This window comes from Caballeronia sp. M1242 (assembly GCF_017220215.1).
In the GTDB taxonomy this organism is placed as follows: domain Bacteria; phylum Pseudomonadota; class Gammaproteobacteria; order Burkholderiales; family Burkholderiaceae; genus Caballeronia.
The window spans coordinates 1,778,733-1,801,494 of the sequence record NZ_CP071129.1; the positions used below are offsets into that span (position 1 = coordinate 1,778,733).

General features: G+C 64.6%; 18 protein-coding genes. 5 read left to right on the top strand and 13 right to left on the bottom strand.

The window, feature by feature from the left end; translation table 11 throughout:
- Positions 1–151: 151 nt before the first annotated feature.
- From kdsA to JYK05_RS08300, 7 genes are all read right to left on the bottom strand, one after another.
- Complete coding sequence (kdsA, locus tag JYK05_RS08270; protein ID WP_206466609.1) at positions 152–1,006, bottom strand: 3-deoxy-8-phosphooctulonate synthase; 855 nt, start codon at positions 1,004–1,006, stop codon at positions 152–154.
- Entirely contained in the window at positions 1,003–2,697 is a 1,695-nt protein-coding gene (locus JYK05_RS08275) for a CTP synthase (protein WP_206466610.1), read from the bottom strand. The genes kdsA and JYK05_RS08275 overlap by 4 nt, the downstream gene beginning before the upstream one ends.
- 147 nt (positions 2,698–2,844) lie before the next feature.
- Complete coding sequence (locus tag JYK05_RS08280) at positions 2,845–3,648, bottom strand: alpha/beta fold hydrolase (protein WP_206466611.1); 804 nt, start codon at positions 3,646–3,648, stop codon at positions 2,845–2,847.
- A 28-nt stretch (positions 3,649–3,676) separates the two neighbouring features.
- The gene (locus JYK05_RS08285; protein ID WP_206468251.1) at positions 3,677–6,196 is read right to left on the bottom strand and encodes a ComEC/Rec2 family competence protein; all 2,520 of its coding nucleotides are present in this window, start codon (positions 6,194–6,196) and stop codon (positions 3,677–3,679) included.
- 84 nt (positions 6,197–6,280) lie between these two features.
- Positions 6,281–7,069 (bottom strand): TatD family hydrolase, encoded by a 789-nt coding sequence (locus tag JYK05_RS08290; RefSeq protein WP_175944219.1) that lies wholly within the window; start codon positions 7,067–7,069, stop codon positions 6,281–6,283.
- A gap of 22 nt (positions 7,070–7,091) precedes the next feature.
- Positions 7,092–7,805 carry a lipoprotein-releasing ABC transporter ATP-binding protein LolD gene (gene lolD, locus JYK05_RS08295; RefSeq protein ID WP_206466612.1) on the bottom strand — a complete coding sequence of 238 codons (714 nt, stop codon included), beginning with the start codon at positions 7,803–7,805 and terminating at the stop codon, positions 7,092–7,094.
- Positions 7,798–9,051 carry a lipoprotein-releasing ABC transporter permease subunit gene (locus tag JYK05_RS08300; protein ID WP_175944223.1) on the bottom strand — a complete coding sequence of 418 codons (1,254 nt, stop codon included), beginning with the start codon at positions 9,049–9,051 and terminating at the stop codon, positions 7,798–7,800. Before JYK05_RS08300 ends, lolD begins: the two co-directional genes overlap by 8 nt.
- Before the next feature lie 222 nt (positions 9,052–9,273).
- Here JYK05_RS08300 and JYK05_RS08305 point away from each other — a divergent pair, with 222 nt between their 5' ends.
- The 4 genes from JYK05_RS08305 to lysS all read left to right on the top strand — a co-directional run bounded on the left by JYK05_RS08305 (position 9,274) and on the right by lysS (position 15,064).
- Entirely contained in the window at positions 9,274–10,386 is a 1,113-nt protein-coding gene (locus tag JYK05_RS08305) for a regulator (RefSeq protein WP_206466613.1), read from the top strand.
- 12 nt (positions 10,387–10,398) lie between these two features.
- Positions 10,399–12,099, top strand: a complete 1,701-nt coding sequence (gene recJ, locus JYK05_RS08310) for a single-stranded-DNA-specific exonuclease RecJ (RefSeq protein ID WP_206466614.1) — start codon at positions 10,399–10,401, stop codon at positions 12,097–12,099.
- A 240-nt stretch (positions 12,100–12,339) separates the two neighbouring features.
- Positions 12,340–13,444 (top strand): peptide chain release factor 2 gene (gene prfB / locus JYK05_RS08315; protein ID WP_175944228.1). Its coding sequence is split into 2 segments (ribosomal slippage): positions 12,340–12,420 and positions 12,422–13,444, totalling 1,104 coding nucleotides; the frame shifts between segments, so codons are not numbered across the junction.
- 93 nt (positions 13,445–13,537) lie between these two features.
- Entirely contained in the window at positions 13,538–15,064 is a 1,527-nt protein-coding gene (lysS, locus tag JYK05_RS08320; RefSeq protein ID WP_206466615.1) for a lysine--tRNA ligase, read from the top strand.
- Between the two features lie 471 nt (positions 15,065–15,535).
- Here lysS and JYK05_RS08325 read toward each other — a convergent pair whose 3' ends face one another.
- Positions 15,536–16,456, bottom strand: a complete 921-nt coding sequence (locus JYK05_RS08325) for a restriction endonuclease (RefSeq protein ID WP_206466616.1) — start codon at positions 16,454–16,456, stop codon at positions 15,536–15,538.
- 320 nt (positions 16,457–16,776) lie between these two features.
- Here JYK05_RS08325 and JYK05_RS08330 point away from each other — a divergent pair, with 320 nt between their 5' ends.
- Entirely contained in the window at positions 16,777–17,457 is a 681-nt protein-coding gene (locus tag JYK05_RS08330) for a glycine zipper 2TM domain-containing protein (RefSeq protein WP_206466617.1), read from the top strand.
- 75 nt (positions 17,458–17,532) lie between these two features.
- Here JYK05_RS08330 and pssA read toward each other — a convergent pair whose 3' ends face one another.
- The 5 genes from pssA to JYK05_RS08355 all read right to left on the bottom strand — a co-directional run bounded on the left by pssA (position 17,533) and on the right by JYK05_RS08355 (position 22,612).
- A complete protein-coding gene (gene pssA / locus JYK05_RS08335; protein WP_175944235.1) occupies positions 17,533–18,399 on the bottom strand; it encodes a CDP-diacylglycerol--serine O-phosphatidyltransferase in 867 nt (288 codons plus the stop codon).
- Positions 18,400–18,412: 13 nt separating this feature from the next.
- Positions 18,413–19,057, bottom strand: a complete 645-nt coding sequence (locus JYK05_RS08340) for a phosphatidylserine decarboxylase (RefSeq protein WP_206466618.1) — start codon at positions 19,055–19,057, stop codon at positions 18,413–18,415.
- Between the two features lie 105 nt (positions 19,058–19,162).
- Positions 19,163–20,179, bottom strand: coding sequence for a ketol-acid reductoisomerase (gene ilvC / locus JYK05_RS08345; protein ID WP_175944239.1), 1,017 nt, complete (start codon positions 20,177–20,179; stop codon positions 19,163–19,165).
- Positions 20,180–20,247: 68 nt separating this feature from the next.
- A complete protein-coding gene (gene ilvN / locus JYK05_RS08350; protein ID WP_008341906.1) occupies positions 20,248–20,739 on the bottom strand; it encodes an acetolactate synthase small subunit in 492 nt (163 codons plus the stop codon).
- A 109-nt stretch (positions 20,740–20,848) separates the two neighbouring features.
- Positions 20,849–22,612, bottom strand: coding sequence for an acetolactate synthase 3 catalytic subunit (locus JYK05_RS08355; RefSeq protein ID WP_206466619.1), 1,764 nt, complete (start codon positions 22,610–22,612; stop codon positions 20,849–20,851).
- Between the last annotated feature and the right edge of the window lie 150 nt (positions 22,613–22,762).

The following is a 22,762-nucleotide window of genomic DNA, read 5'->3' on the forward strand; positions in this document are numbered from 1 at the left end:
TCTGTCAGTCACGATCGAAGCGGCCAGCGCTGGCTTTACTGCTCTGCTGCGCTGGCCTCGCTTCGTTGGCCTGGCTCAGACCTTCCGGCGCGCGGCCGGTTCACTGCGGCTCGTTCGCCCTGTGACGCAGCCTGAAGCCTGCGCGCGGGCTCTAGTTGAAGTCGTTTTCGAGAAACGGTCCGCTCTTCACCGCACGATCGAGCGCGATCAGCGTCGTCAGCAGCGATTCCATGCGCGCGAGCGGCACCGCGTTCGGACCATCTGACTTCGCGCAGGCCGGATCAGGATGCGTCTCCATGAACAGCCCGGCGACGCCCGTGGCGACCGCCGCGCGCGCCAGCACCGGCACGAACTCGCGCTGGCCGCCCGAACTCGTGCCCTGCCCGCCCGGCAACTGCACCGAGTGCGTCGCGTCGAACACGACCGGCGCGTTGGTATCGCGCATGATCGCGAGCGACCGCATGTCCGACACCAGATTGTTATAGCCGAACGACACGCCGCGCTCGCACGCCATGAAGCGGTCTTCGGACAGCCCCGCCTCGCGCGCGGCGTCGCGCGCTTTGTCGATCACGTTCTTCATGTCGTGCGGCGCGAGAAACTGGCCCTTCTTGATGTTCACAGGCTTGCCGGAACGCGCGCACGCGTGGATGAAGTCGGTCTGACGGCACAGGAACGCGGGCGTCTGCAACACGTCCACGACCGATGCGACCGCTTCGATCTCATGCTCGGCGTGAACGTCCGTGAGAACGGGCACGCCGAGTTGCTTCTTCACTTCGCCGAGAATGCGCAAGCCTTCGTCCATGCCGAGGCCGCGGAACGACTTGCCCGAACTGCGGTTCGCCTTGTCGTACGAGGACTTGTAGATGAACGGGATGCCGAGCTTCTGCGTGATTTCTTTGAGCTGGCCCGCGACGTCGATGGTCATTTGCTCCGATTCGACGACGCACGTGCCCGCGATCAGGAAGAACGGCTGGTCGAGTCCCGCTTCGAAGTGACAGAGCTTCATGCCTGTGCTCCCGCCGTTGCCGCGACCGGCGCAGCCTTCTCGCCGCCCGCCGCGATGCTGTGCGCGCGCGCCGCTTCGACGAACGCCTTGAAGAGCGGATGCCCGTCGCGCGGCGTCGAGGTGAACTCGGGGTGGAACTGCACGCCGACGAACCACGGATGCATCGACTGCGGCAACTCCATCATCTCGGGCAGATCCTCGCTCGGCGTACGGGCGCTGATGATAAGGCCGCCCGCTTCGAGCTGGGGCACGAAACGGTTATTGACTTCATAACGGTGACGATGACGCTCGTTCACATCCGTGCCGTAGATGCGCTCGGCCATCGTGCCGGGCTTGATCGGGCATTTCTGCGAGCCGAGGCGCATGGTGCCGCCGAGATCCGACTCTTCGCTGCGCTTTTCGATGCGTCCCGCGCGGTCGTACCACTCGGTGATGAGCGCGACGACCGGGTTCGTGGTGCTGGAATCGAACTCGGTGCTGTTCGCGTCCGCGAGGCCGGCGACGTCGCGCGCGAACTCGATGACCGCGAGCTGCATGCCGAGGCAGATGCCGAGATACGGCGTCTTCGATTCGCGCGCATAGCGGATCGCCTTGATCTTGCCTTCGGTGCCGCGACGGCCGAAACCGCCCGGCACGAGCACGGCGTCGAGGTGCTTCAGGCCATCGGCGCCTTCGGCTTCGATCTGCTCGGAATCGATATATTCGATGTTGACCTTGGTCGACGTGTGAATGGCCGCGTGACGCAGCGCCTCGATCAGCGACTTGTACGACTCGGTGAGTTCCACGTACTTGCCGACCATGCCGATGGTCACTTCGTGCTTCGGATTTTCGAGCTTCTCGACGAGGTCCGACCACATCTTCAGGTCGGCGGGCTTCGGCGAGAGCTTCAGTTCGTTGCAGACGATTTCGTCGAGGCCCTGGTCGTTGAGCATCTGCGGAATCTTGTAGATGCTGTCCACATCCCACACCGAAATGACCGCTTCCTCATGCACGTTCGAGAAGAGCGAAATCTTCTGGCGCTCGTCGTCCGGAATCGGGCGATCCGCGCGGCACAAGAGCACGTTCGGATAGATACCGATTTCACGCAGCTTCTGCACGCTGTGCTGCGTCGGCTTCGTCTTGAGTTCGCCCGCGGTGGCGATGAACGGCACGAGCGTCAGGTGCACGAAGCACGCGCTGTGGCGGCCCATGCGCAGGCTCATCTGACGCGCGGCTTCGAGGAACGGCAGCGATTCGATGTCACCCACCGTGCCGCCGATCTCGACGATCGCGACATCCGGCTGGCCGCACGTCGCGGCGGCCGCGCCGCGCTCGACGAACGCCTGGATTTCGTTGGTGATATGCGGAATGACCTGCACCGTCTTGCCGAGATACTCGCCGCGGCGTTCCTTGCGGATCACCGATTCGTAAATCTGGCCCGTGGTGAAGTTGTTGGCCTTGCGCATCTTCGTGCTGATGAAGCGCTCGTAGTGGCCGAGGTCGAGGTCGGTCTCCGCGCCGTCTTCCGTCACGAACACTTCGCCGTGCTGAAACGGGGACATCGTGCCGGGGTCGACGTTGATGTAGGGATCGAGCTTGAGGAGGGTGACTTTCAGACCGCGCGATTCGAGGATCGCGGCGAGGGAGGCGGCGGCAATACCCTTGCCGAGGGAAGAAACTACGCCGCCGGTGACGAATACATATTTGGTCATCGCTAGATGCTCGCGGGAAAAACGGATTATACCGTAAAGGCCGTCCGCGACCCAGCGGCCGACGCGCCCCAACGCCTCGCGTCGATCCCTTTTGAGCGCTGTTTGCGCGCACCATTTTCCTGCACGCTTGCGCCCTTTCAAGCGCCATCAACTCATCGCGTGAAGCAGCCGCCGAATGGCGCGCGCCGTCTCGATGGGCCGCTCCATCGGAAAGAGATGGCTGCCTTCGATCCATTCGAAGTGCTCGCCCGCGATGCGCCGCGTCATGTGCAGTCCGACCTGCCGCACTTCGGTGGAATGCGTGCCCGCGACGAAGCCGACCGGCACCGGCGCGCCGTGCCCGAAGCGCGCGCCGAGCGTGTGCGGCAGCGTGCGATAGATCAGGTATTCGACGTGCCGGTCGAACGAGAGCGTGCGCGTGCCGTCGGCGTGCGTCTGCGGAATGCCGAAGTCGATGTAGTCGGCCAGCATGCGCTCGTCCCAGCGCGCGAACGCGGGCTTCGCGCGAAAATGCCGCCACGCTTCGTCGCGGCTCGCCCAGTGCGTGCGGCGCTTTTTCGTCGCGGACGCGGGCGAGAGGCGCTCGTCGAGTCCGGTCCATTGCGTCGCGCGCAGCAGGCCGCTGCGCCATCCCGCGATGATCGGCGAATCCAGCATCACCACGCCCTTCACCCACTGCGGGCGCTTCTGCGCCGCCATCAGCGAAAGATAGCCGCCGAGCGAATGCCCGACGAGCCACACCTTCGGATGCGCGTCTTGCCGGTAGCGGCTCATGTCCTCGATCAGTTGATCCGCGAGACGCGGCCAGCCCTGCGTGACCGGAAAGCGCGGATCGTGGCCATATCGTTCGATGCTGCGGATCTCGTAGTCGTCCGCGAGTTCGGCGAACATTGTGCGGTAAGTGGGCGCCGGAAAGCCGTTCGCGTGCGAGAAATGGATGATGTCCTTCAAGCGGCTCCTCGTTCTTGTCGTATTGTTTTCAGCGCCCCATCCAGCAACGCGCGTGCGTTTGCCGGTAGCGATCGAGCACGATCTCCTCACCCATGTCGATGCGCGCCGCGCCGTCCTCGTCGCTACGCGTGAGCGCGATGTCGCGCAACCGGTAGCGCGCGTACACCGTGGGATTCGGATGGTGAAAGCGGTTGCGATAGCCTACCTGAAATACCGCGGCGAGCGGCCCGACCGAATCGAGGAAAGGCTCGGTCGACGACGTGCGGCTGCCGTGATGCGGCACGATCAGGACGTCGGCGCGCAGCGCGGCGGCATCGCGCGCGAGCAGCGTGCGTTCGACGTCCGCTTCGATATCGGCCGTGAAGAGCGCGGCGCGCCCTGCCGCGTTCGTCACCTTCAGCACGCAAGCCTGATGATTCGGCGTGCCGGTGAGCGGCCCGGGGTCGGGCCATAGCACGCGGAAGTCCACGCGGTCCCATATCCAGTGCTGGCCGGCGACGCAACGCAGCGTATCGCCGCCGCGCTTTTTGGCGTCGGACCAGAGCGGATGGCTCGCGGGCAGCGACGCCAGCAGTTGCCGCACCGCGACCGCTTGCAGCACCGCGGGCGCGCCGCCGGCGTGATCCGAATCGGAATGGCTGACGACGAGCGCATCCAGCGAACGCACGCCCGTCGCGAGCAGATATGGCGCGACGATGCGCTCACCCGCGTGCGTCGACTCGGGGCCAGGGCCTGCGTCGAAGAGCAGCGTGTGTCGCGCTGTCTCGACGACAAGGGCCGAGCCTTGTCCGATATCCAGCGCGGTCACGCGAACCGCGCCGTCTGCTACGCCGTTCGACGCGGGTACCAAAAGCGGCAGCCAGGTGAGCGGCACGGCGAAGCGCAGCGGCCAGCCGCGCGGCGCGAGCGCCCACGCCGCGCCCGCGAGCGACGCGGCGAGCGCGAACATGCCGGGCTGCCGCAAGTGCCAGAGCGACCATGCGGGGCCTGCGTCGGCTAACCGTTCGAGCGCGTCGAAGAGGATGCACAGTGCGCTGTGCGCCAGATGAAGCATCGGTACATCGAGCGGTGCGGGAAGGATTAGCGCGACAAGTGTCGCGGGCGTCACGACGAAGCTGATCCACGGAATGGCGAACGCATTGGCGAGCGGCCCGACGAGCGGGATCTGCGAGAACCAGTAGGCGGTCAACGGCGCGAGCGACAGCGTGACGGCGTATTGCACGCGTGCGCTCGATGCCAGATGCCCGCGTATCTTGTCAGCGGCGCGGTGGCACGCGCTTGTCAGCGAGCGCGAGGGCTTACGCGACGGCGCATCGGCGACGGCTTGCCCCGACGCCACTTCATCCGGCAGCAGCGGATCACGCGCCTCCATGCCCGCGAGCCAGTCGTCGGTGTCATCGGACGGCGCTTTCTTGGCGTGCCTGCCGTACGCCGCAATGCCATGCAAAATCGCCGCTACCGCGACGAACGAGAGCCAGAACCCCGGCGACGTCACCGCCCACGGGTCGACGATCAACACCAACGCGAGCGCCCACGCGAGCACGACCGACGCCGCCGGCCGCCGCCCGCCGACGAACGCGACGGCGAACACGGCGAGCGTCCACAACGTACGCTGCGTGGGCACGTTGAAGCCGGCGAGCGCGGCATAGAACGCCGCAAACGACGCCGCGCCGAGTGCCGCCACTTTCGGCGCTGCCACGACGAGCGGCGCGGGCACGCCACGCAAGCGGATGCGCTTCCATACGAAGCCGCAGGTGAAAGCCGCAAGCCCCGCGACGAAGCCGATATGCAGGCCGGAGATGGCGACGAGATGGCTCGTGCCGGTCGCGCGCAGAACGGCCCAATCGGCATCGCTCACAGAATCCTGCGCGCCCACCGCCAGCGCGACGACGATCCCGCGATGCGGCGCATCCGCGAGCACGGTTTCGATGCGCTGCCGGATGCGCGCGCGCCATCGGTCGATGGCGAGCCACGGTCCGATCGCATCGCCGCGAAGGCGTCGCGCGGGCCGGCTGGCGGACACCGCGCCCGTCGCGCGAATGCCGCGTTCGAGCAAAGTCACTTCTCCATCGCGCAACGCGAAGTTTGCGTTGGCATGCGCGCGCTTGAGCCGCGCCGTGAGCGTCCAGCGTTGACCCGCGACGAGTCCGGGCGGCACAGCAGGCGCCCAAAGCAGCCTCACGATACGCGGGAAATTGCGCAAGCCCGCGCCGTTCGACTCCACTTCGAAGAGAAAGCGCGTGCCTTCCGCTTGCGGCTCCGGCAGACCGCGCACGAAGCCGGTCAGTTCAATATCGCGCTGCTCGAACTCGACCGGCAAGTGCTGCTGCAAGCGCATTTCGGCGCGCACGGCGGCATACGCGAAGCCGATTGCAGCGGCCGCAACGGCGAAAGCCGCGATGCGCCGCCGCCCGCGCAGCGCACAACCGACGTACGCCGCCACGCAAGCAAGTGCGAAGCAAGCCGCCCAGCCGCCGACGCCCGGCAACGCCGCCTGTTGCTGCAACCACGCGACGCCCAATGCAAAACACAGCAACACCGCCCGCACGCCTACGCTCTCTTCTATCGTCACGCAAAACGCATCCGCCCGGATCAAAAGTCAGCGATCCGAAGCAAATGCAACCGTGAACGATTATGAAGCCGCGAGCGCGAGCCGGGGCAGCGCGGCGTGCGCGTTAGCCGTTGTGCCTAGTGAAAGCGCGTCTTCGCCGATGCCGCGCAGTTGCGCGAGCACCTTCGCGATGCCCGCGACCTGATCCGGCGTATTGCGGCCCTTGTAGCGCCAGGCGGGCGCAATGTCGGGCGCATCGGTTTCGAGCACGATGGCATCGAGCGGAAGATCGGCCGCAAGCCGTCTGATCTGCCGCGCCCGCTCGAACGTCAGATTGCCGCCGAAACCGAGCCGCATGCCCTGCGCGATGAACGCCTCGGCCTGCTGGAAGCTGCCGTTGAACGCATGCGCGATGCCGCAATGAATGTCGTGCACGCGCAGGCCCTTCAGCACCTTGTCTTGCGACTTGCGCACGTGGCAAATCACCGGCAGTTGGAACTCGCGGGCGAGCTTCAGTTGCTCGTAGTAGAAGAACTGCTGGCGCGCGTCGTCGAGCGTCGGCACGAAGTAATCCAGCCCGATCTCGCCGATGCCGACGAAGCGCGGATCATCCATGCTCGCAGCGATCTCTTCGCGCAGCACGCGCAGATCATCGTCGGTGGCGCGCGGCGTGAAAAGCGGATGGATGCCGAGCGCATACGCGCCGCCTTCGATGCGATGCGCCAGCGCGCGCACCGTATCGAAGTTCGACCGCTCGACGCCCGGAATCACGATGCGCGTTACTGCCGCATCGAGGGCCGCGCGGGCCACGGTGTCGCGGTCCGCGTCGAACTCTGACGCATCGAGGTGACAGTGCGTGTCGATCCACATGGCGTCCCCCGAGGCGCGGCGCTTAGACCGGCACCGGCGGCTCTTCGTGCAGCACGCCGTCGCGCAGACGCATGATGCGGTCGCAGCGCGCGGCGAGATCGGGATCGTGCGTGACGATCACGAAGCTCGTCTCCAGCGTCTGCGAAAGCTCCAGCATCAGGTTGAAGACCGTGTCGGCGGTGCCGCCGTCGAGGTTGCCGGTCGGTTCGTCGGCGAGCACGCACGCCGGACGCGTGACGAGCGCGCGCGCAATCGCGACGCGTTGCCGCTCGCCGCCCGACAACGCGCCCGGCCGATGCTTCGCGCGATGCCCGATGCCGACGCGCTCCAGCATGCCCATCGCTTCCTTGCGCGCGGCGTCCTCGCTCATGCGGCGAATGCGCAGCGGCATCGCGACGTTATCGAGCGCGGTGAATTCGGGCAGCAGATGATGAAACTGGTACACGAAGCCGAGCGCGCGGTTGCGCAGTTCGTTGCGCTCTTTTTCCTTCAGTTCGGTGAACGGCTTGCCGAGCAGCGACACCTTGCCCGCGCTCGGCTCGTCGAGGCCGCCGAGCACATGCAACAGCGTGCTCTTGCCGGAACCCGACGCGCCGACGATCGCGAGCTTCTCGCCGCGATAGACGTCGAGTTGCGCGTTGTCGAGCACCTGCACGTTCGAGCCGCCCTGCACGAAAGTCTTCGAAATCGCCGACGCCTCCAGCACGAGGTTGTTAGCCGGAATCAGGTCACTCATAGCGCAGCGCCTCCGCCGGACGAACCTTCGCGCCGCGCCAGCTCGGATAGAGCGTCGCGAGCGACGACAACAAAAACGCGATGACGCCGATCTTCATGACATCGCCCGGCACGAGTTCGGACGGCAGCTCGCTGATGAAATACACCGAAGGCGGCAGGAACTGCACGCCCAGTAGATGCTCGATCATCGGCACGAGCCACGGAATGCTCCACGCGATCAGGCAGCCGAGCGACACGCCGAGCGCCGTGCCGATAAAGCCGATGGTCACGCCCTGCACCACGAATATCTTCATGATCGAGCCGGGCTGCGCGCCGAGCGTGCGCAGGATGGCGATGTCGGCCTGCTTGTCGGTGACGGTCATGACGAGCGACGACACGAGATTGAACGCCGCCACCGCGATGATCAGCGTGAGAATGATGAACATCATGCGCTTTTCGATCTGCACGGCGGAGAACCACGTCTTGTTCTGCTGCGTCCAGTCGCGGATATAGAGTTCGCCGGAAAGCGTGTGCGACAGTTGCCGCGCGACTTCGGGCGCGCGCTGCATGTCTTTCAGGCGCAGGCGCACGCCGGTCGGCGCGGGCAGGCGAAAGAGCGCCTGCGCGTCGCGGATCGAAATGAGCGCGAGCGTCGAATCATATTCGTAGTGCCCGGATTCGAAGATGCCGACCACCGTGAACTGCTTGAGACGCGGCATCATGCCCGCGGGCGTGATGGTGCCTTCGGGCGCGACGAGCGTGATCTTGTCGCCGGTCATGACGCCGAGGTTGGTCGCGAGATCGGCGCCGAGCACGATGCCGAATTCGCCAGGAACCAGGTCCGCGAGCTTGCCCGCGCGCATTTCCTTGCCGATATCCGACACTTCCGGCTCCAGCGACGGTTCCACGCCGCGCAGCGCGACGCCGCTCACCGCGCCTTGCCGCGTGAGCAGCGCCTGCGCTTCCACATAGGGCGCCGCGCCGATCACTTCGGGATTGCGCTTGGCTTCCTGCGCGGTCAGTTGCCAGTTGGGCATGGAGCCGGTCGGCGAGAAGATCTCGACGTGCGCGAGCACCGAGAGCATGCGGTCGCGCACTTCCTTCTGAAAGCCGTTCATGACCGAGAGCACGACGATCAGCGCGGCGACGCCGAGCGCGATGCCCGCCATCGACACGAGCGCGATGAATGAGATGAAGCCGTTGCCTGTGGTGCGTTTGCTGGCGCGCGTGTAGCGCCAGCCGATCTGCCATTCGTACGGAAGTTTCAAGCGAATCCTTGTGTCTGGTGTTGCTGCGTTGCTGTACGACGGCGCATGACGAATGCCGCGGTAAATCGCCCCGAAATGGCGGCGCATGACAGGTCCATTCGCCGCGCGCCGCGAAATTTGCGAAAGTTTGCCACACCTCAGGTCGGCGCCGTAACAAGCGCGGGTCGCGCAGCGCTTGGCGCACCGCGCCTGCGCCGATGACGCCTGCCGCTTTCGCCTACAATGCCGACCATCATGCCCGTTCCCGACCTTCACCTTCTGCTGCCGTTCGCCCTGCCCTCGGCGGCGGACGCCGCAACCGCGCTGCACGGACTGGAAAGCGCGGCGCTCGACACGCTGCTCGCCCGCGCCACGCTCGAAGAACGCGTGATCGGCGAAGACTTTCAGCGCACGCTGCCGCACGAGCGCTGGATCGCGCAACGCTTCGGCATCGTTTCGCCGAACGCCAGTCAACGTTACGCCGACGACGCCCCGCTCGCGCCCTTCATGCTTTTAGCCGATGGCGGCGACCCCGGCGCGTCCGATTCCAATGACGCCGCGCTCTGGGCCTGCATCGAGCCGGTTCATGTGCGCATTGCGCACGATCATCTCGTGTTGATCGATCCCGCCACGCTCGGCGTGCGCACCGAAGAAGCGCGCGCGCTGCTGGACACCGCGCGGCCGGTCATCGAGGACCTCGGCATCGCGGTGCAGGCGCCAACGCCGCTGCGCTGGTACGTATCAGGCGATGCGCTCGGCGCGCTCGCGGGCGCGTCGCCATTGCGCGCGGCGGGACGCAACATCGAAATCTGGCTGCCGCACGAAGCCCGCACCGGCGAACGCTCGCGCCCGTGGATGAAGCTGCAGAACGAAGTGCAGATGGCATGGTTCGAGCACCCGCTGAACGTCGAGCGCGAGTCGCGCGGACTGCCGCCGATCAATTCGATCTGGCTGCACGGACAAGGCGCGATGCGCCCGGTCACGCGCCCGTTCGCCGCCGTGATGTCCGATGCCGCCGCCACGCGCGGCCTTGCGCTCGCTTCGGGCGTGAAGCCGTCGACGCCGCCGGGGTCGTTCGCAGCGCTTCCGAAAAACGGCGAAGGCGCGACGCTCGTCGAACTGGACCCGTTCTCCGCGCCGTTCATCGAGCAGGACTGGGCGCGCTGGAACGCCGCGCTGAAGACGCTCGAAGAAGCGTGGTTCGCGCCGGCGCTCGATGCGCTATTGAGCGGTTCGCTCAAGCGCCTGCGTCTCACGCTATGCGGCGATACCGGCTCGGTCACGCTGTCGGTCACGCGCGGCGACTTGCGCAAGTTCTGGCGCCGCCGGCCGATCGCGGCGCTTCTCATCGAATAAAGGCTTTTCCGCATGACGCGAATCGTTACCCGCGCCTCGTCCCCCGCCGACGCCGAAGCCCTGATGCGCCACGGCCTGCATCCCGTGATCGCGCGGCTCTACGCGGCGCGCGGCGTCACCTCGCCGGACGAAGTCGAAACCGAGTTGAAGCGCCTGCACGCGCCCGTCGGCCTGAAGGGCTGCGACGCCGCCGCCGCCGTGCTCGCCGATGCGCTCGCGGCCGGCAGGCGCATGCTCGTCGTCGCGGACTACGACTGCGACGGCGCGACCGCCTGCGCGGTTGCCGTGCGCGGCCTGCGCATGTTCGGCGCGACGATCGACTATCTCGTGCCGAACCGCTTCGAATACGGCTACGGACTGACGCCCGAGATCGTCGAACTGGCCGCGCGCTCGCCGCTCGGCGCGCCCGACTTGCTGATCACCGTCGATAACGGCATCGCGAGCGTCGAAGGCGTCGCGGCGGCCAACGCGCTCGGCATCGACGTCGTCGTGACCGATCATCACCTGCCCGGCGACGAACTGCCCGCCGCCCGCGCGATCGTCAATCCGAATCAGCCGGGCTGCGGCTTTCCGAGCAAATGCATCGCGGGCGTCGGCGTGATGTTCTATGTGCTGCTGGCGCTGCGTGCCGAACTGCGCCGGCGCGGCGCGTACGAGAGCACGCCGGAGCCGCGCCTGGACGGCTTGCTCGATCTCGTCGCGCTCGGCACCGTGGCCGACGTCGTGAAGCTCGACTGCAACAACCGGATTCTCGTCGCGCAGGGTTTGAAGCGCATCCGCGCGGGCCGCATGCAGCCGGGCATCGCCGCGTTGTTCCGCGCGGCGGGCCGCGACGCGCGCGCCGCGTCGGGCTTCGATCTCGGCTTCGCGCTCGGGCCGCGCCTGAACGCGGCGGGACGGCTGTCGGATATGTCGCTCGGCATCGAATGTTTGACGACCGACGACATCGGCCGCGCTTGGGAACTGGCGCAGCAGCTCGACGCGATGAACCGCGAGCGGCGCGAGATCGAAGCCGGCATGCAGCAGCAGGCGCTCGCCGAACTGCAATCGTTCGATGCCGGCGAACGCGCGACGCTCACGCTCTACGACGCGAGCTGGCATCAGGGCGTGATCGGCATCGTCGCGGGACGGCTGAAGGAGCGCTTTCATCGGCCGTCGTTCACGTTCGCGCACGCCGATGACGCCGGTACGCTCTCGAAAGGCTCCGGCCGCTCGATTCCGGGCTTTCATCTGCGCGATGCGGTCGATCTCATCAGCAAGCGCGAGCCCGGTCTCATCCACAAGTTCGGCGGCCACGCGATGGCGGCGGGCCTCACGCTCGCCACCGCCGACATCCCGCGCTTCACCGACGCGTTCGAAGCAGTCGGCCGCGAATGGCTGACGGCCGACGCGCTCTCGCGGACCATCGAGACGGACGGCGAACTGGAAGACGCGTACTTCACGCCGCAATTCATCGAACTGCTGGACGCCGCCGTCTGGGGACAGGGCTTTCCGGCGCCGACGTTTTCGGGCGAGTTCGACGTCGCGTCGCAATCGCTCGTGAAAGACAAGCACTTGAAGCTGCAACTGATGCGCGGCCGTCAGCGCTTCAACGCGATCTGGTTCAACCACGTCGATCCGCTGCCGCCGCGCGCGACCGTCGCGTACCGGCTCGTCAGCGATTCGTGGAACGGCGTGGCGCGCGTGCAGCTGATCGTCGAGCACGCGGCTTGAGCGGGTTCGGCATCCGCCGGCACAACATCCGCTGATCGCCGGCTGCGCCAATACGGTCGCGCAATTACGGCCGGCGTTCCCGCTGGCAACGAACACCGAAGCCCTGCGCGAAGCGCCTGCGCGCGGACGACAAAGCGCCCCGCTTCGCGTGTAGCGGCGTGCGTCCGCGTGCGCCGCCCGCGCGGGAAAAGCGTGTCGATCGGCTATAATTTGACCTTTTTACGAAGCCGAAGATCGACAATGGAAGCAGAACGTCTCAACGCGATCGAAAGCCTTCTGGCCGACCTGCGCCGCCGCGCGGGCGAGCTACGGGGGTATCTTTGACTACGACGCCAAGTCCGCGCGTCTAGCCGAAGTCAACAAGGAACTCGAAGACCCGAACGTCTGGAACGACTCGAAGAACGCGCAGGCGCTCGGTCGTGAAAAGAAACTGCTCGACGGCGTGGTGTCGACGCTCTCCGCCCTCGACAACGATCTGCGCGACGCCGAAGAACTCTTCGAGATGGCGCGCGAGGAAGGCGACGAAGACACGCTCGTCGCCTGCGAATCCGACGCCGGCGCACTGAAAGCGCGCGTCGAAGACATGGAATTCCGCCGGATGTTCTCGAACCCGGCCGATCCGAACAACTGCTTCATCGACATTCAGGCGGGCGCGGGCGGCACCGAGGCGTGCGACTGGGCGTCCATGCTGTTGCGCCAGTATCTGCGCTACTGCGAACGCAAGGGCTTCAAGACCGAAGTGCTCGAAGAATCCGAAGGCGACGTCGCGGGCATCAAGAGCGCGACCATCAAGGTCGAAGGCGAGTACGCGTACGGCTATCTGCGCACCGAAACCGGAATTCACCGGCTCGTGCGCAAGTCGCCGTTCGATTCGTCGGGCGGCCGGCACACGTCGTTCTCGTCGGTGTTCGTGTATCCGGAAATCGACGATTCCATCGAGATCGAGATCAATCCGGCCGATATCCGCACGGACACCTATCGCGCATCGGGCGCGGGCGGCCAGCACATCAACAAGACGGACTCTGCCGTGCGTCTCACGCACGCGCCGACCGGCATCGTCGTGCAGTGCCAGAACGACCGCTCGCAGCACCGCAACCGCGCCGAAGCCATGCAGATGCTGAAGGCGCGTCTGTACGAATTCGAAATGCGCAAGCGTCAGGCGGAGCAGGACAAGCTCGAATCCAGCAAGACGGACGTGGGCTGGGGCCATCAGATTCGCTCCTACGTGCTCGACCAGAGCCGCGTGAAGGACCTGCGCACCAACGTCGAAATGAGCAACACGCGCGCCGTGCTCGACGGCGACCTCGACGACTTCATCAGCGCGAGTTTGAAACAGGGCGTTTGAGTCTTCGAGCGGCGCGGCTTCCGGTCGCGCCGCCTTCGTTTCATCCGCCGCGCATTTGCCGCACATCCGCAGCATCACAAGCCAAGAATCATCATGACCGAACCGACTCAGACGAGCGCCGCTCCCGAACTGGAAGACAACCAGATCATCGCCGAGCGCCGCGACAAGCTGCGCTCGCTGCGTGAGCAAGGCGTCGCCTATCCGAACGATTTCCGCCCGACGCATCAGGCGGCCGCGCTGCAAAGCGACTACGCCGAGACCGACAAGGAGACGCTGGAAGCGAATCCCCTGCCCGTCGCGCTCGCGGGCCGCATGATGCTCAAGCGCGTGATGGGCAAGGCGAGCTTCGCGACGGTTCAGGACGGCAGCGGCCAGATTCAGTTCTTCGTGACGCCTGCCGACGTCGGCGCGGACGTCTACGAGGCATTCAAGAAGTGGGACCTGGGCGACATCATCGCCGCGAAGGGCGTGCTGTTTCGCACGAACAAGGGCGAACTGTCGGTGCGCTGCACGGAACTGCGGCTCTTGTCGAAGGCGCTGCGTCCGCTGCCGGACAAGTTCCACGGCCTCGCCGATCAGGAAATGCGCTATCGCCAGCGTTACGTCGATCTGATCGTCACGCCGGAGTCGCGCAAGACGTTCATGGCGCGCACGAAGGCGGTCACGTCGATCCGCAACTTCATGGCGCAGGCGAACTTCATGGAAGTCGAAACGCCGATGCTGCATCCCATTCCGGGCGGCGCGGCGGCCAAACCGTTCGTCACGCACCACAACGCGCTCGACATGCAGATGTTCCTGCGCATCGCGCCGGAGCTTTATCTCAAGCGGTTGATCGTCGGCGGCTTCGAGCGCGTGTTCGAGATCAATCGTAATTTCCGGAATGAAGGCGTGTCGCCGCGCCACAACCCGGAATTCACGATGATGGAGTTCTACGCGGCCTACACGGATTACCGCTGGCTGATGGACTTCACCGAACAACTGATCCGTCAGGCCGCCGTCGATGCGCTCGGCACGGCGACCATCACGTATCAGGGGCGCGAGCTGGATTTGTCGAAGCCGTTTCATCGCCTGACCATCAATCAGGCGATTCAAAAGTACGCGCCGCAGTACACCGACGCGCAGCTTGCCGACGCGGTGTTCCTGCGCGCGGAACTTAAGAAGTTCGGCGTCGATACGACGCAGCCCGCTTTCCTGAACGCGGGCATCGGCGCGTTGCAACTCGCGCTCTTCGAAGAGACGGCGGAATCGCAGTTGTGGGAACCGACGTATATCGTCGACTATCCGATCGAGGTCTCGCCGCTCGCGCGCGCGTCGGATTCGGTGCCGGGCATCACGGAGCGCTTCGAGTTGTTCATCACGGGCCGGGAGATCGCGAACGGCTTCTCCGAGCTGAACGATCCGGAAGATCAGGCCGCGCGCTTCCAGAAGCAAGTCGACCAGAAAGACGCGGGCGACGAGGAAGCCATGTACTTCGACGCGGACTATATTCGCGCGCTCGAATACGGCATGCCGCCGACGGGCGGCTGCGGCATCGGCATCGACCGTCTGGTGATGCTGCTGACCGACAGCCCGAGCATCCGCGATGTGATTCTGTTCCCGCATCTTCGTCGGGAAGATTGAGCGGCGGATCGGTTCGTTCTCGGTGAAAAGCGCGTCCTTCGGGGCGCGTTTTTTTTGGCCCTTCGTGGATGTCCGGGGAACCGTTCGCGATAGGCTTTATTCGGCCATCAAGCAGCCAGTCGGGCGAAGTGTGGCTGAGACGCTCAGATGGCAGCTACGATTGGGTACCGGACATTGAGGTACAGACTAGATTTGGTAAGACATCGGCCTTTTCGGACTTCGCCAGTAGGTGAATGGATGACGGCTCAACCATCCGAGCCGACGGAATGGCTCATGGCGCTGAAGGGTATTCCAGCGCGTTCCAATCGGCGCAAAGTCGGATCGTCGGCCTTACGTCGCAGTAAGCAAGCGCGGTCGCACCGTCTAAGCGTCTGTTTGTAGCCACGCAGCGTCACCTGCCATAACGCGTCGTTGAGCCTTTCGGTCCTCCGGCGATTCGAATGGCTGCTCCGCGGTGCGGCCGTCCTGCGTTCACTCAAAAAACTCTTCATCGACCTTTTTTAGCTCAATGGTTTCTTCAACGCGACACCCGACGTTGAACCGAATCATCAGCTTGGCCAGCTGGCGACCGTCAATTAAGACGATGCGCTTGCTGAGGAATTCAGCCGTTTCTCTGGCGGCAGGCGAGAACGACGAGGTGGTGACAAAAAGTCCCTTTGCTGCCTTGAAGCGATCCAGTGACCCGAAGAAATCGCGGATCGCGCCCGAGCCTACACTGTTGCCGTCAGAGTAGCGCTTCGCCTGCACGTAGATACGATCCAAGCCCAACGCGTCCTGATCGATAACACCGTCAACGCCGCCGTCACCGCTCTTGCCTAGCGCTCGGCCGGCGTCGCTTGTAGAACCCCCGTAACCCATGGCCAACAATAATTGGACCACTAAGCGCTCGAAAAACTCCGGTGGTGCGGCAATAACGCGGGCGACCAAGTCAAGACTAAGTTCATCGTCCAGCTCTGCGTGAGCCTTTCGGATGATTTCGTCCGGCGTCATGCCGCTCGCTTGGACTGCTTCGACTGTGGGCGAGTCTTTTCCTGCGTTGTCACTACCATTGCCGGCGTCCCGGAACAGCACGAACTCCGGAAATTGGTCCAGAAAGTGAATGTCGATCTTTTCAGGAGGATTGGCTAATACCTCACGCCCGCGGTCACTAATCTTAAAGTGTGCTCGTTTGGTCAACTCCACCAGTCCAGCCTTGCCCAGATAGCTTTTGGCCCAATGCACACGGTTTGCAAAAGTGGTCTGCTTTCCAGATGGCAATAGTTCTGATCGCTCGTCCTCTGTCAGTTCGAATTTGTCAGCCAGCGACTGAACCACATCGGAAATTTTCACCTCGCCCATTTCGGAAGAGCGCAGGACGGGCAACATCAAAGTCTGAAAGTCGGGAATGGCCATTGTCGAAAATTATTGAGTCAAACGGCAACGCCGCGGTTCTGCGTCGCGGTGAGAGATGATACCCGTTCCTTGACCGGTGACTAAGCACGGAACGTCCGCTCCCCTTTGGTAGGAGTCATTCTCGAACCACTGCTGCATTGGTCCGCTTTGGGTCGCATACGGCCTCTGCCCGCAATCCACGAAGAACCTTATTTGCCCGTCACGCCTGGCATCCAACGTGCTTCTATCAAGAAAACGCGGTTACAACCTGAAAAAGCGCCGACGCGGCATCTGCGCGAGAATTGACGCTATCGGCACTTCGCCTCTAACGGAGGTTAGAAATGGACAACGGGACCAACAACATCACGCCCACGCCCGGCACCGGCGAGCCGCGCCGCCTGCATCCGCTGGTCGCGACGGCTGCGGGCGCGGTCATCGTCGCGAGCCTTGCGGCAACGGCCGCCGTGACCGGGTTTTTCCCCGGCGCGCACAGCAATTCCGCGCAGAACGCGCAGACGCAGACCGCCGCAGTCGCGCAGCAACAACCGGTGGTCGCGCCCGCCGCGCCGCCCGCCGTCCAGCCGGTAGCCGCGCAAACCGCGCCCGCGCAAGCCGCGACTCAGCCGGTACAGCAAGCGCCAGCGCAACCATCATACGCACAGCAGCCGCCGCAACACCCCGCCTATTGCTCGACGTGCGGCACCGTCGAAGCCATCTCAGCCGTGCGTCGCGAAGGGCACGGAACCGGCATCGGCGCGGTCGGCGGCGCGGTGGCGGGCGGCGTCGTCGGGAATCAGTTCGGACACGGCGGCGGCCGCACCGCCATGACGCTGCTCGGCGCGCTCGGCGGCGGGCTCGCGGGCAATTCGGTCGAAAAGCACCTGCGCAGCGAAACCGATTACTCGGTACGGGTGCGGATGGAAAACGGCAAGACGCGTTATTTCACCTATCATCAGCAGCCGCCGTTCGCGCAGGGGCAGCATGTGCGCGTGCATAACGGCACGCTGGTCGACGCGGGCTGATAGGCCGACCGCCTCATGCAAAAAGGGCGACGGGGTTAGCAACCCGCCGCCCTTTTGTATCGTGGAAACCCCGCGTTAGTGGTCGCGCTGAGAACTGCGCGCCGGATTCGGTCTCCCGCGCATGGCCATGTACGCCCACCAGACGTAGCCCGAGAAGCCATACAGCACGAAGAGGCAGAACAGCATGACGGGCGGATCCGACGAAACGAGCACGAACGCCACCACGACCAGCAATACGCCCGCGAACGGCACCCGATAGCGCACATCGAGCGCCTTGCCGCTGTAGAACGGCGCGTTCGACACCATCGTGACGCCCGCGTAGACGGTCAGCGCGAACGCGACCCACGGCAGCCACACGAGCTTGAGCGGCACGCGATTGTCGGTCGCGAGCCACACGAAGCCGGCGATCAGCGCGGCCGCGGCCGGGCTCGGCAAGCCCTGAAAATAGCGCTTGTCGACCACGCCGACATTCGTATTGAAGCGCGCGAGCCGCAGCGCCGCGCCCGAGCAGTACACGAACGCCGCGAGCCAGCCCCAGCGCCCGAGGTCCTTCAGCACCCATTCGTACATGACGAGCGCCGGCGCGACGCCGAACGACACCATGTCCGACAGGCTGTCGAACTGCTCGCCGAACGCGCTCTGCGTATGCGTCATGCGCGCGACGCGGCCGTCCATGCCGTCGAGCACCATCGCGACGAAAATGGCGATGGCCGCGATCTCGAAGCGCACGTTCATCGCCTGAACGACCGCGAAGAAGCCGCAGAAGAGCGCAGCCGTGGTGAACGCATTGGGCAGCAGATAGATGCCGCGCTTTCTCAGGAATTGCTGCCGCTTCGCGCGCCGCGTTTCCACGGCGCCGACGTCTTGCACCGCCTTGTTGCGACGAAACGCGCGCGGCGGCGCCCCGTTCATGCGGTTCCGGCGCGGTTTGAATGCCGCCATCGACGCCTCCGCGTTATTCCGCGAACTCGGCGAGAATCGTCGACGAGGCGGACACCTTCTCGCCGATCGCCACGCGCGGCCGGCTGCCGACCGGCAGATACACGTCGACGCGCGAACCGAAGCGGATGAAGCCGTAGCGTTGGCCGCGCGTGAGCGGCTCGCCCGCGTGGACGTAGCAGAGAATGCGCCGCGCGATCAGCCCGGCGATCTGCACCGACGTCACCGTATGCCCGGTCGCGGTTTGCAGCACGATGGCGTTGCGCTCGTTCTCGGTCGACGCCTTGTCGACAGCCGCGTTCAGATACGCGCCCGGGAAATACTGCACCTTGGTGATCGCGCCGTCGACCGGCGAACGCTGCGAGTGCACGTTGAACACGTTCATGAACACGCTGATCTTCAGCGCCTCGCGGCCCGCGTACGGATCATGCGCGGTTTCCACCGCGACGATGCGCCCGTCCGCCGGACACAGCACGGCATTGGCCTGCGTGGGAATGGGGCGCGGCGGATCGCGGAAGAACTGGACGACGAAAATCACGATCAGCCAGAAGATCCAGGCGAAGCCGAAGCCGCCGATCGCCTGCACGAGAATGGCAACGACGGCCGCGATGGCGATGAACGGCCAGCCTTCGCGGGCAATGATCGGATGGGGATAGTTCATGAACGAGGTCTGTGTTTTTAAAACCCGTAGGATAGCAAAAGCCGCCCTCGGCACAGCGGCTTCGGGCGGCTTTCACGACAGCAAGAACCGTGACGCGCGAAAAACTTAGTTCTTCGACTGGTCGACGAGCTTGTTCTTGGCGATCCACGGCATCATTGCGCGCAGCTTCTCGCCGACCTGCTCGATCTGATGCTCGGCCGTCAGGCGGCGGCGCGATTGCAGCGTCGGCGCGCCGGCGCGATTCTCGATGATGAAGCTCTTCGCGTATTCGCCGGTCTGGATGTCCTTCAGCACGGCCTTCATCGCCTTCTTCGTCTCTTCCGTGACGATGCGCGGACCCGTCACGTACTCGCCGTACTCGGCGTTGTTCGAGATCGAGTAGTTCATGTTGGCGATGCCGCCTTCATAGATCAGGTCGACGATCAGCTTCAGTTCGTGCAGGCACTCGAAGTACGCCATTTCCGGCGCGTAGCCCGCTTCCACCAGCGTTTCGAAGCCGGCCTTGATCAGGTCGACCGTGCCGCCGCACAGAACCGCCTGTTCGCCGAACAGGTCGGTTTCCGTTTCTTCACGGAAGTTCGTTTCGATGATGCCCGCGCGGCCGCCGCCGTTGGCCACCGCGTACGAGAGCGCCACGTCGCGCGCCGAGCCGGTCTTGTCCTGCGCGACCGCGATCAGGTGCGGCACGCCGCCGCCTTGCGTGTACGTGTTGCGCACGGTGTGACCCGGCGCCTTCGGCGCGATCATGATGACGTCGAGATCGGCGCGCGGAATCACCTGGCCGTAGTGCACGTTAAAGCCGTGCGCGAACGCGAGCGCCGCGCCGTTCTTGATGTTCGCGTGGACTTCCTTCGCGTACACCTCGGCGATCTGCTCGTCGGGCAGCAGCATCATCACGACGTCGGCGCCCTTCACCGCTTCGGCCACTTCCTTGACCGGCAGGCCGGCGTTCTCGGCCTTGCTCCACGAGGCGCCGCCCTTGCGCAGGCCGACCGTCACGTTCACGCCGCTTTCCTTCAGGTTCAGCGCGTGCGCATGGCCTTGCGAGCCATAACCGATGATGGTGACTTGCTTGCCCTTGATGAGGGAGAGGTCGGCGTCTTTGTCGTAGAAAACTTTCATGGTGGTTCCTTGAGTCCTGGGTCTGTCTCCGCGAGAAGCAGAGGAAATGAGTCGAGTTGCGTGTGGTGCTACACCTTCAGGATGCGCTCGCCCCGGCCGATGCCGGAACTGCCCGTGCGAACCGTCTCGAGAATCGCCGTGGCGTCGAGCGCCTGAATGAACGCGTCGAGCTTGTCGGAGGCGCCCGTCAGTTCCATGGTGTAGGTCTTTTCGGTCACGTCGATGATGCGGCCGCGGAAGATATCCGCCATCCGCTTCATCTCTTCGCGTTCCTTGCCGACTGCCCTTACCTTGATGAGCATCAGCTCGCGCTCGATGTGGGCGCCCTCTGTCAGGTCGACCACTTTCACCACCTCGATCAGGCGGTTCAGGTGCTTCGTGATCTGTTCGATCACGTCGTCCGAGCCGATGGAGACGATGGTGAGCCGCGACAGCGAACTGTCTTCGGTCGGCGCCACCGTCAGCGTTTCGATGTTGTAGCCGCGCGCGGAAAAGAGCCCGACGACACGCGATAACGCGCCCGGCTCGTTTTCCAGCAGTACGGAGATGATGTGTTTCATGTGCGTGTTTCCCGATATGTCCAGAAGAAGCGTTCGTCCGAGAAACCCGCGCGCGGCGCTCGTCCTTTGTGGAGACAGGCGCGCACGAGCCTCGCGTGACAAAGCCGCGTTAGAGATCCTCAGAGCCGAGCAGCATTTCCGTGATGCCTTTGCCTGCCTGCACCATCGGGAATACGTTTTCGGTCGGATCGGTCTGGAAGTCGAGGAACACGGTGCGATCTTTCAGACGCAGCGCCTCCTTGAGCGCCGGTTCGACGTCCGCGGTCTTTTCGACGCGAATGCCGACGTGGCCGTACGCTTCGGCGAGCTTCACGAAGTCGGGCAGCGCGTCCATGTACGAACTGGAATAGCGCTTCTTGTATTCGATCTGCTGCCACTGGCGAACCATGCCGAGATAGCGGTTGTTGAGCGAGATGATCTTGACCGGCGTGTTGTACTGCTTGCAGGTCGAGAGCTCCTGAATGCACATCTGGATGGAGCCTTCGCCCGTGATGCAGACCACGTCCTCGTCGGGATAAGCCATCTTCACGCCCATCGCGGCGGGCAGGCCGAAGCCCATCGTGCCGAGGCCGCCCGAGTTGATCCAGCGGCGCGGCTTGTTGAACGGGTAGAACTGCGCCGCCCACATCTGATGCTGGCCGACATCCGAACACACGAAGGCGTTGCCGTCCGTCAGCTCCGCGAGCTTCTCGACGACGTACTGCGGCTTGATTATCTCGCTCTTGCGGTCGTAGGCGAGGCAGTCTTTCGAGCGCCAGCCTTCGATCTCGTCCCACCATGACTTGAGCGCGGCCGTGTCCGGCCCGTGCTCCGCGTGCTGAAGCTGCTCGATCAGCTCTTTCAGGACTTCCTTCACGTCGCCGACGATCGGGATATCGACCTTCACGCGCTTCGAGATGGACGACGGATCGACGTCGATATGAATGATCTTGCGCGGCGACGAGGCGAAGTGCTTCGGGTCGCCGATCACGCGGTCGTCGAAGCGCGCGCCGATGGCAATCAGCACGTCGCAGTGCTGCATGGCCATGTTGGCTTCGTAGGTGCCGTGCATGCCGAGCATGCCGAGGAACTTCTTGTCGCTCGCGCGATAGCCGCCCAGACCCATCAGCGTATTGGTGACGGGATAGCCGAGCAGATCGGCGAACTGGTTCAGTTCGCGCGATGCGTCCGCGAGAATGATGCCGCCGCCGGTGTAAATGTACGGGCGCTTGGCCGACAACAGCAGTTGCACCGCCTTGCGGATCTGGCCGGAGTGGCCCTTCGTGACCGGGTTGTACGAGCGCAGCGACACGCTCTTGACCGGCTCGTAGCGGCACGGCGCTTTCGACACGTCCTTCGGAATGTCGATCAGCACCGGGCCGGGACGCCCCGTGCGCGCGATGTAGAAGGCTTTCTTGACGGTGGCGGCGAGATCGCGCACGTCCTTCACGAGGAAGTTGTGCTTGACGCAGGGCCGCGTGATGCCGACGGTGTCGCATTCCTGGAACGCGTCGAGGCCGATGGCCGCAGTGGGCACCTGCCCGCTGATGACGACGAGCGGAATGGAATCCATGTAGGCCGTGGCGATGCCGGTGACGGCATTGGTGACGCCCGGGCCGGAAGTCACGAGGCACACGCCCACCTTGCCGGTCGAGCGCGAATACGCGTCGGCGGCATGCACGGCGGCCTGCTCGTGGCGCACGAGAATGTGCTGAATCTGGTCCTGCTTGTACAGCTCGTCGTAGATGTAGAGTACCGAGCCGCCGGGATAGCCCCACACGAACTCGACGTTTTCGTCGGCAAGCGCGCGCATGAGCACGGTCGCACCGATGGAATCGGCTTCGTGAGAGGGAGTGGTATCCGACGTGGAGAATTCCGCGCTAGGCATGTTCATTCATCACCTTTCGAATTTTCGGCAAAAAATTGATCGGGTGCTCTCTGCCGGGCTTGTGGCTCGGGTTCAAGCGGCGCGTCTTGGTTTGACAGGCGAACTTCTTGGGCTCGCCTCAAAGCAGACAATTCACTTTATGATGCGAGTCGGGAA

What these genes read in the sequence shown, in the direction of transcription:
- JYK05_RS08330 (WP_206466617.1), top strand. Translation starts at nt 16,777, where the DNA reads ATGGACAACGGGACCAACAACATCACGCCCACGCCCGGCACCGGCGAG.
- ilvN (WP_008341906.1), bottom strand. Translation starts at nt 20,739, where the DNA reads ATGAAACACATCATCTCCGTACTGCTGGAAAACGAGCCGGGCGCGTTA.
- JYK05_RS08305 (WP_206466613.1), top strand. Translation starts at nt 9,274, where the DNA reads ATGCCGACCATCATGCCCGTTCCCGACCTTCACCTTCTGCTGCCGTTC.
- pssA (WP_175944235.1), bottom strand. Translation starts at nt 18,399, where the DNA reads ATGGCGGCATTCAAACCGCGCCGGAACCGCATGAACGGGGCGCCGCCG.
- JYK05_RS08275 (WP_206466610.1), bottom strand. Translation starts at nt 2,697, where the DNA reads ATGACCAAATATGTATTCGTCACCGGCGGCGTAGTTTCTTCCCTCGGC.
- kdsA (WP_206466609.1), bottom strand. Translation starts at nt 1,006, where the DNA reads ATGAAGCTCTGTCACTTCGAAGCGGGACTCGACCAGCCGTTCTTCCTG.
- JYK05_RS08290 (WP_175944219.1), bottom strand. Translation starts at nt 7,069, where the DNA reads ATGTGGATCGACACGCACTGTCACCTCGATGCGTCAGAGTTCGACGCG.
- ilvC (WP_175944239.1), bottom strand. Translation starts at nt 20,179, where the DNA reads ATGAAAGTTTTCTACGACAAAGACGCCGACCTCTCCCTCATCAAGGGC.
- JYK05_RS08340 (WP_206466618.1), bottom strand. Translation starts at nt 19,057, where the DNA reads ATGAACTATCCCCATCCGATCATTGCCCGCGAAGGCTGGCCGTTCATC.
- JYK05_RS08355 (WP_206466619.1), bottom strand. Translation starts at nt 22,612, where the DNA reads ATGAACATGCCTAGCGCGGAATTCTCCACGTCGGATACCACTCCCTCT.
- lysS (WP_206466615.1), top strand. Translation starts at nt 13,538, where the DNA reads ATGACCGAACCGACTCAGACGAGCGCCGCTCCCGAACTGGAAGACAAC.
- JYK05_RS08325 (WP_206466616.1), bottom strand. Translation starts at nt 16,456, where the DNA reads ATGGCCATTCCCGACTTTCAGACTTTGATGTTGCCCGTCCTGCGCTCT.
- lolD (WP_206466612.1), bottom strand. Translation starts at nt 7,805, where the DNA reads ATGAGTGACCTGATTCCGGCTAACAACCTCGTGCTGGAGGCGTCGGCG.
- recJ (WP_206466614.1), top strand. Translation starts at nt 10,399, where the DNA reads ATGACGCGAATCGTTACCCGCGCCTCGTCCCCCGCCGACGCCGAAGCC.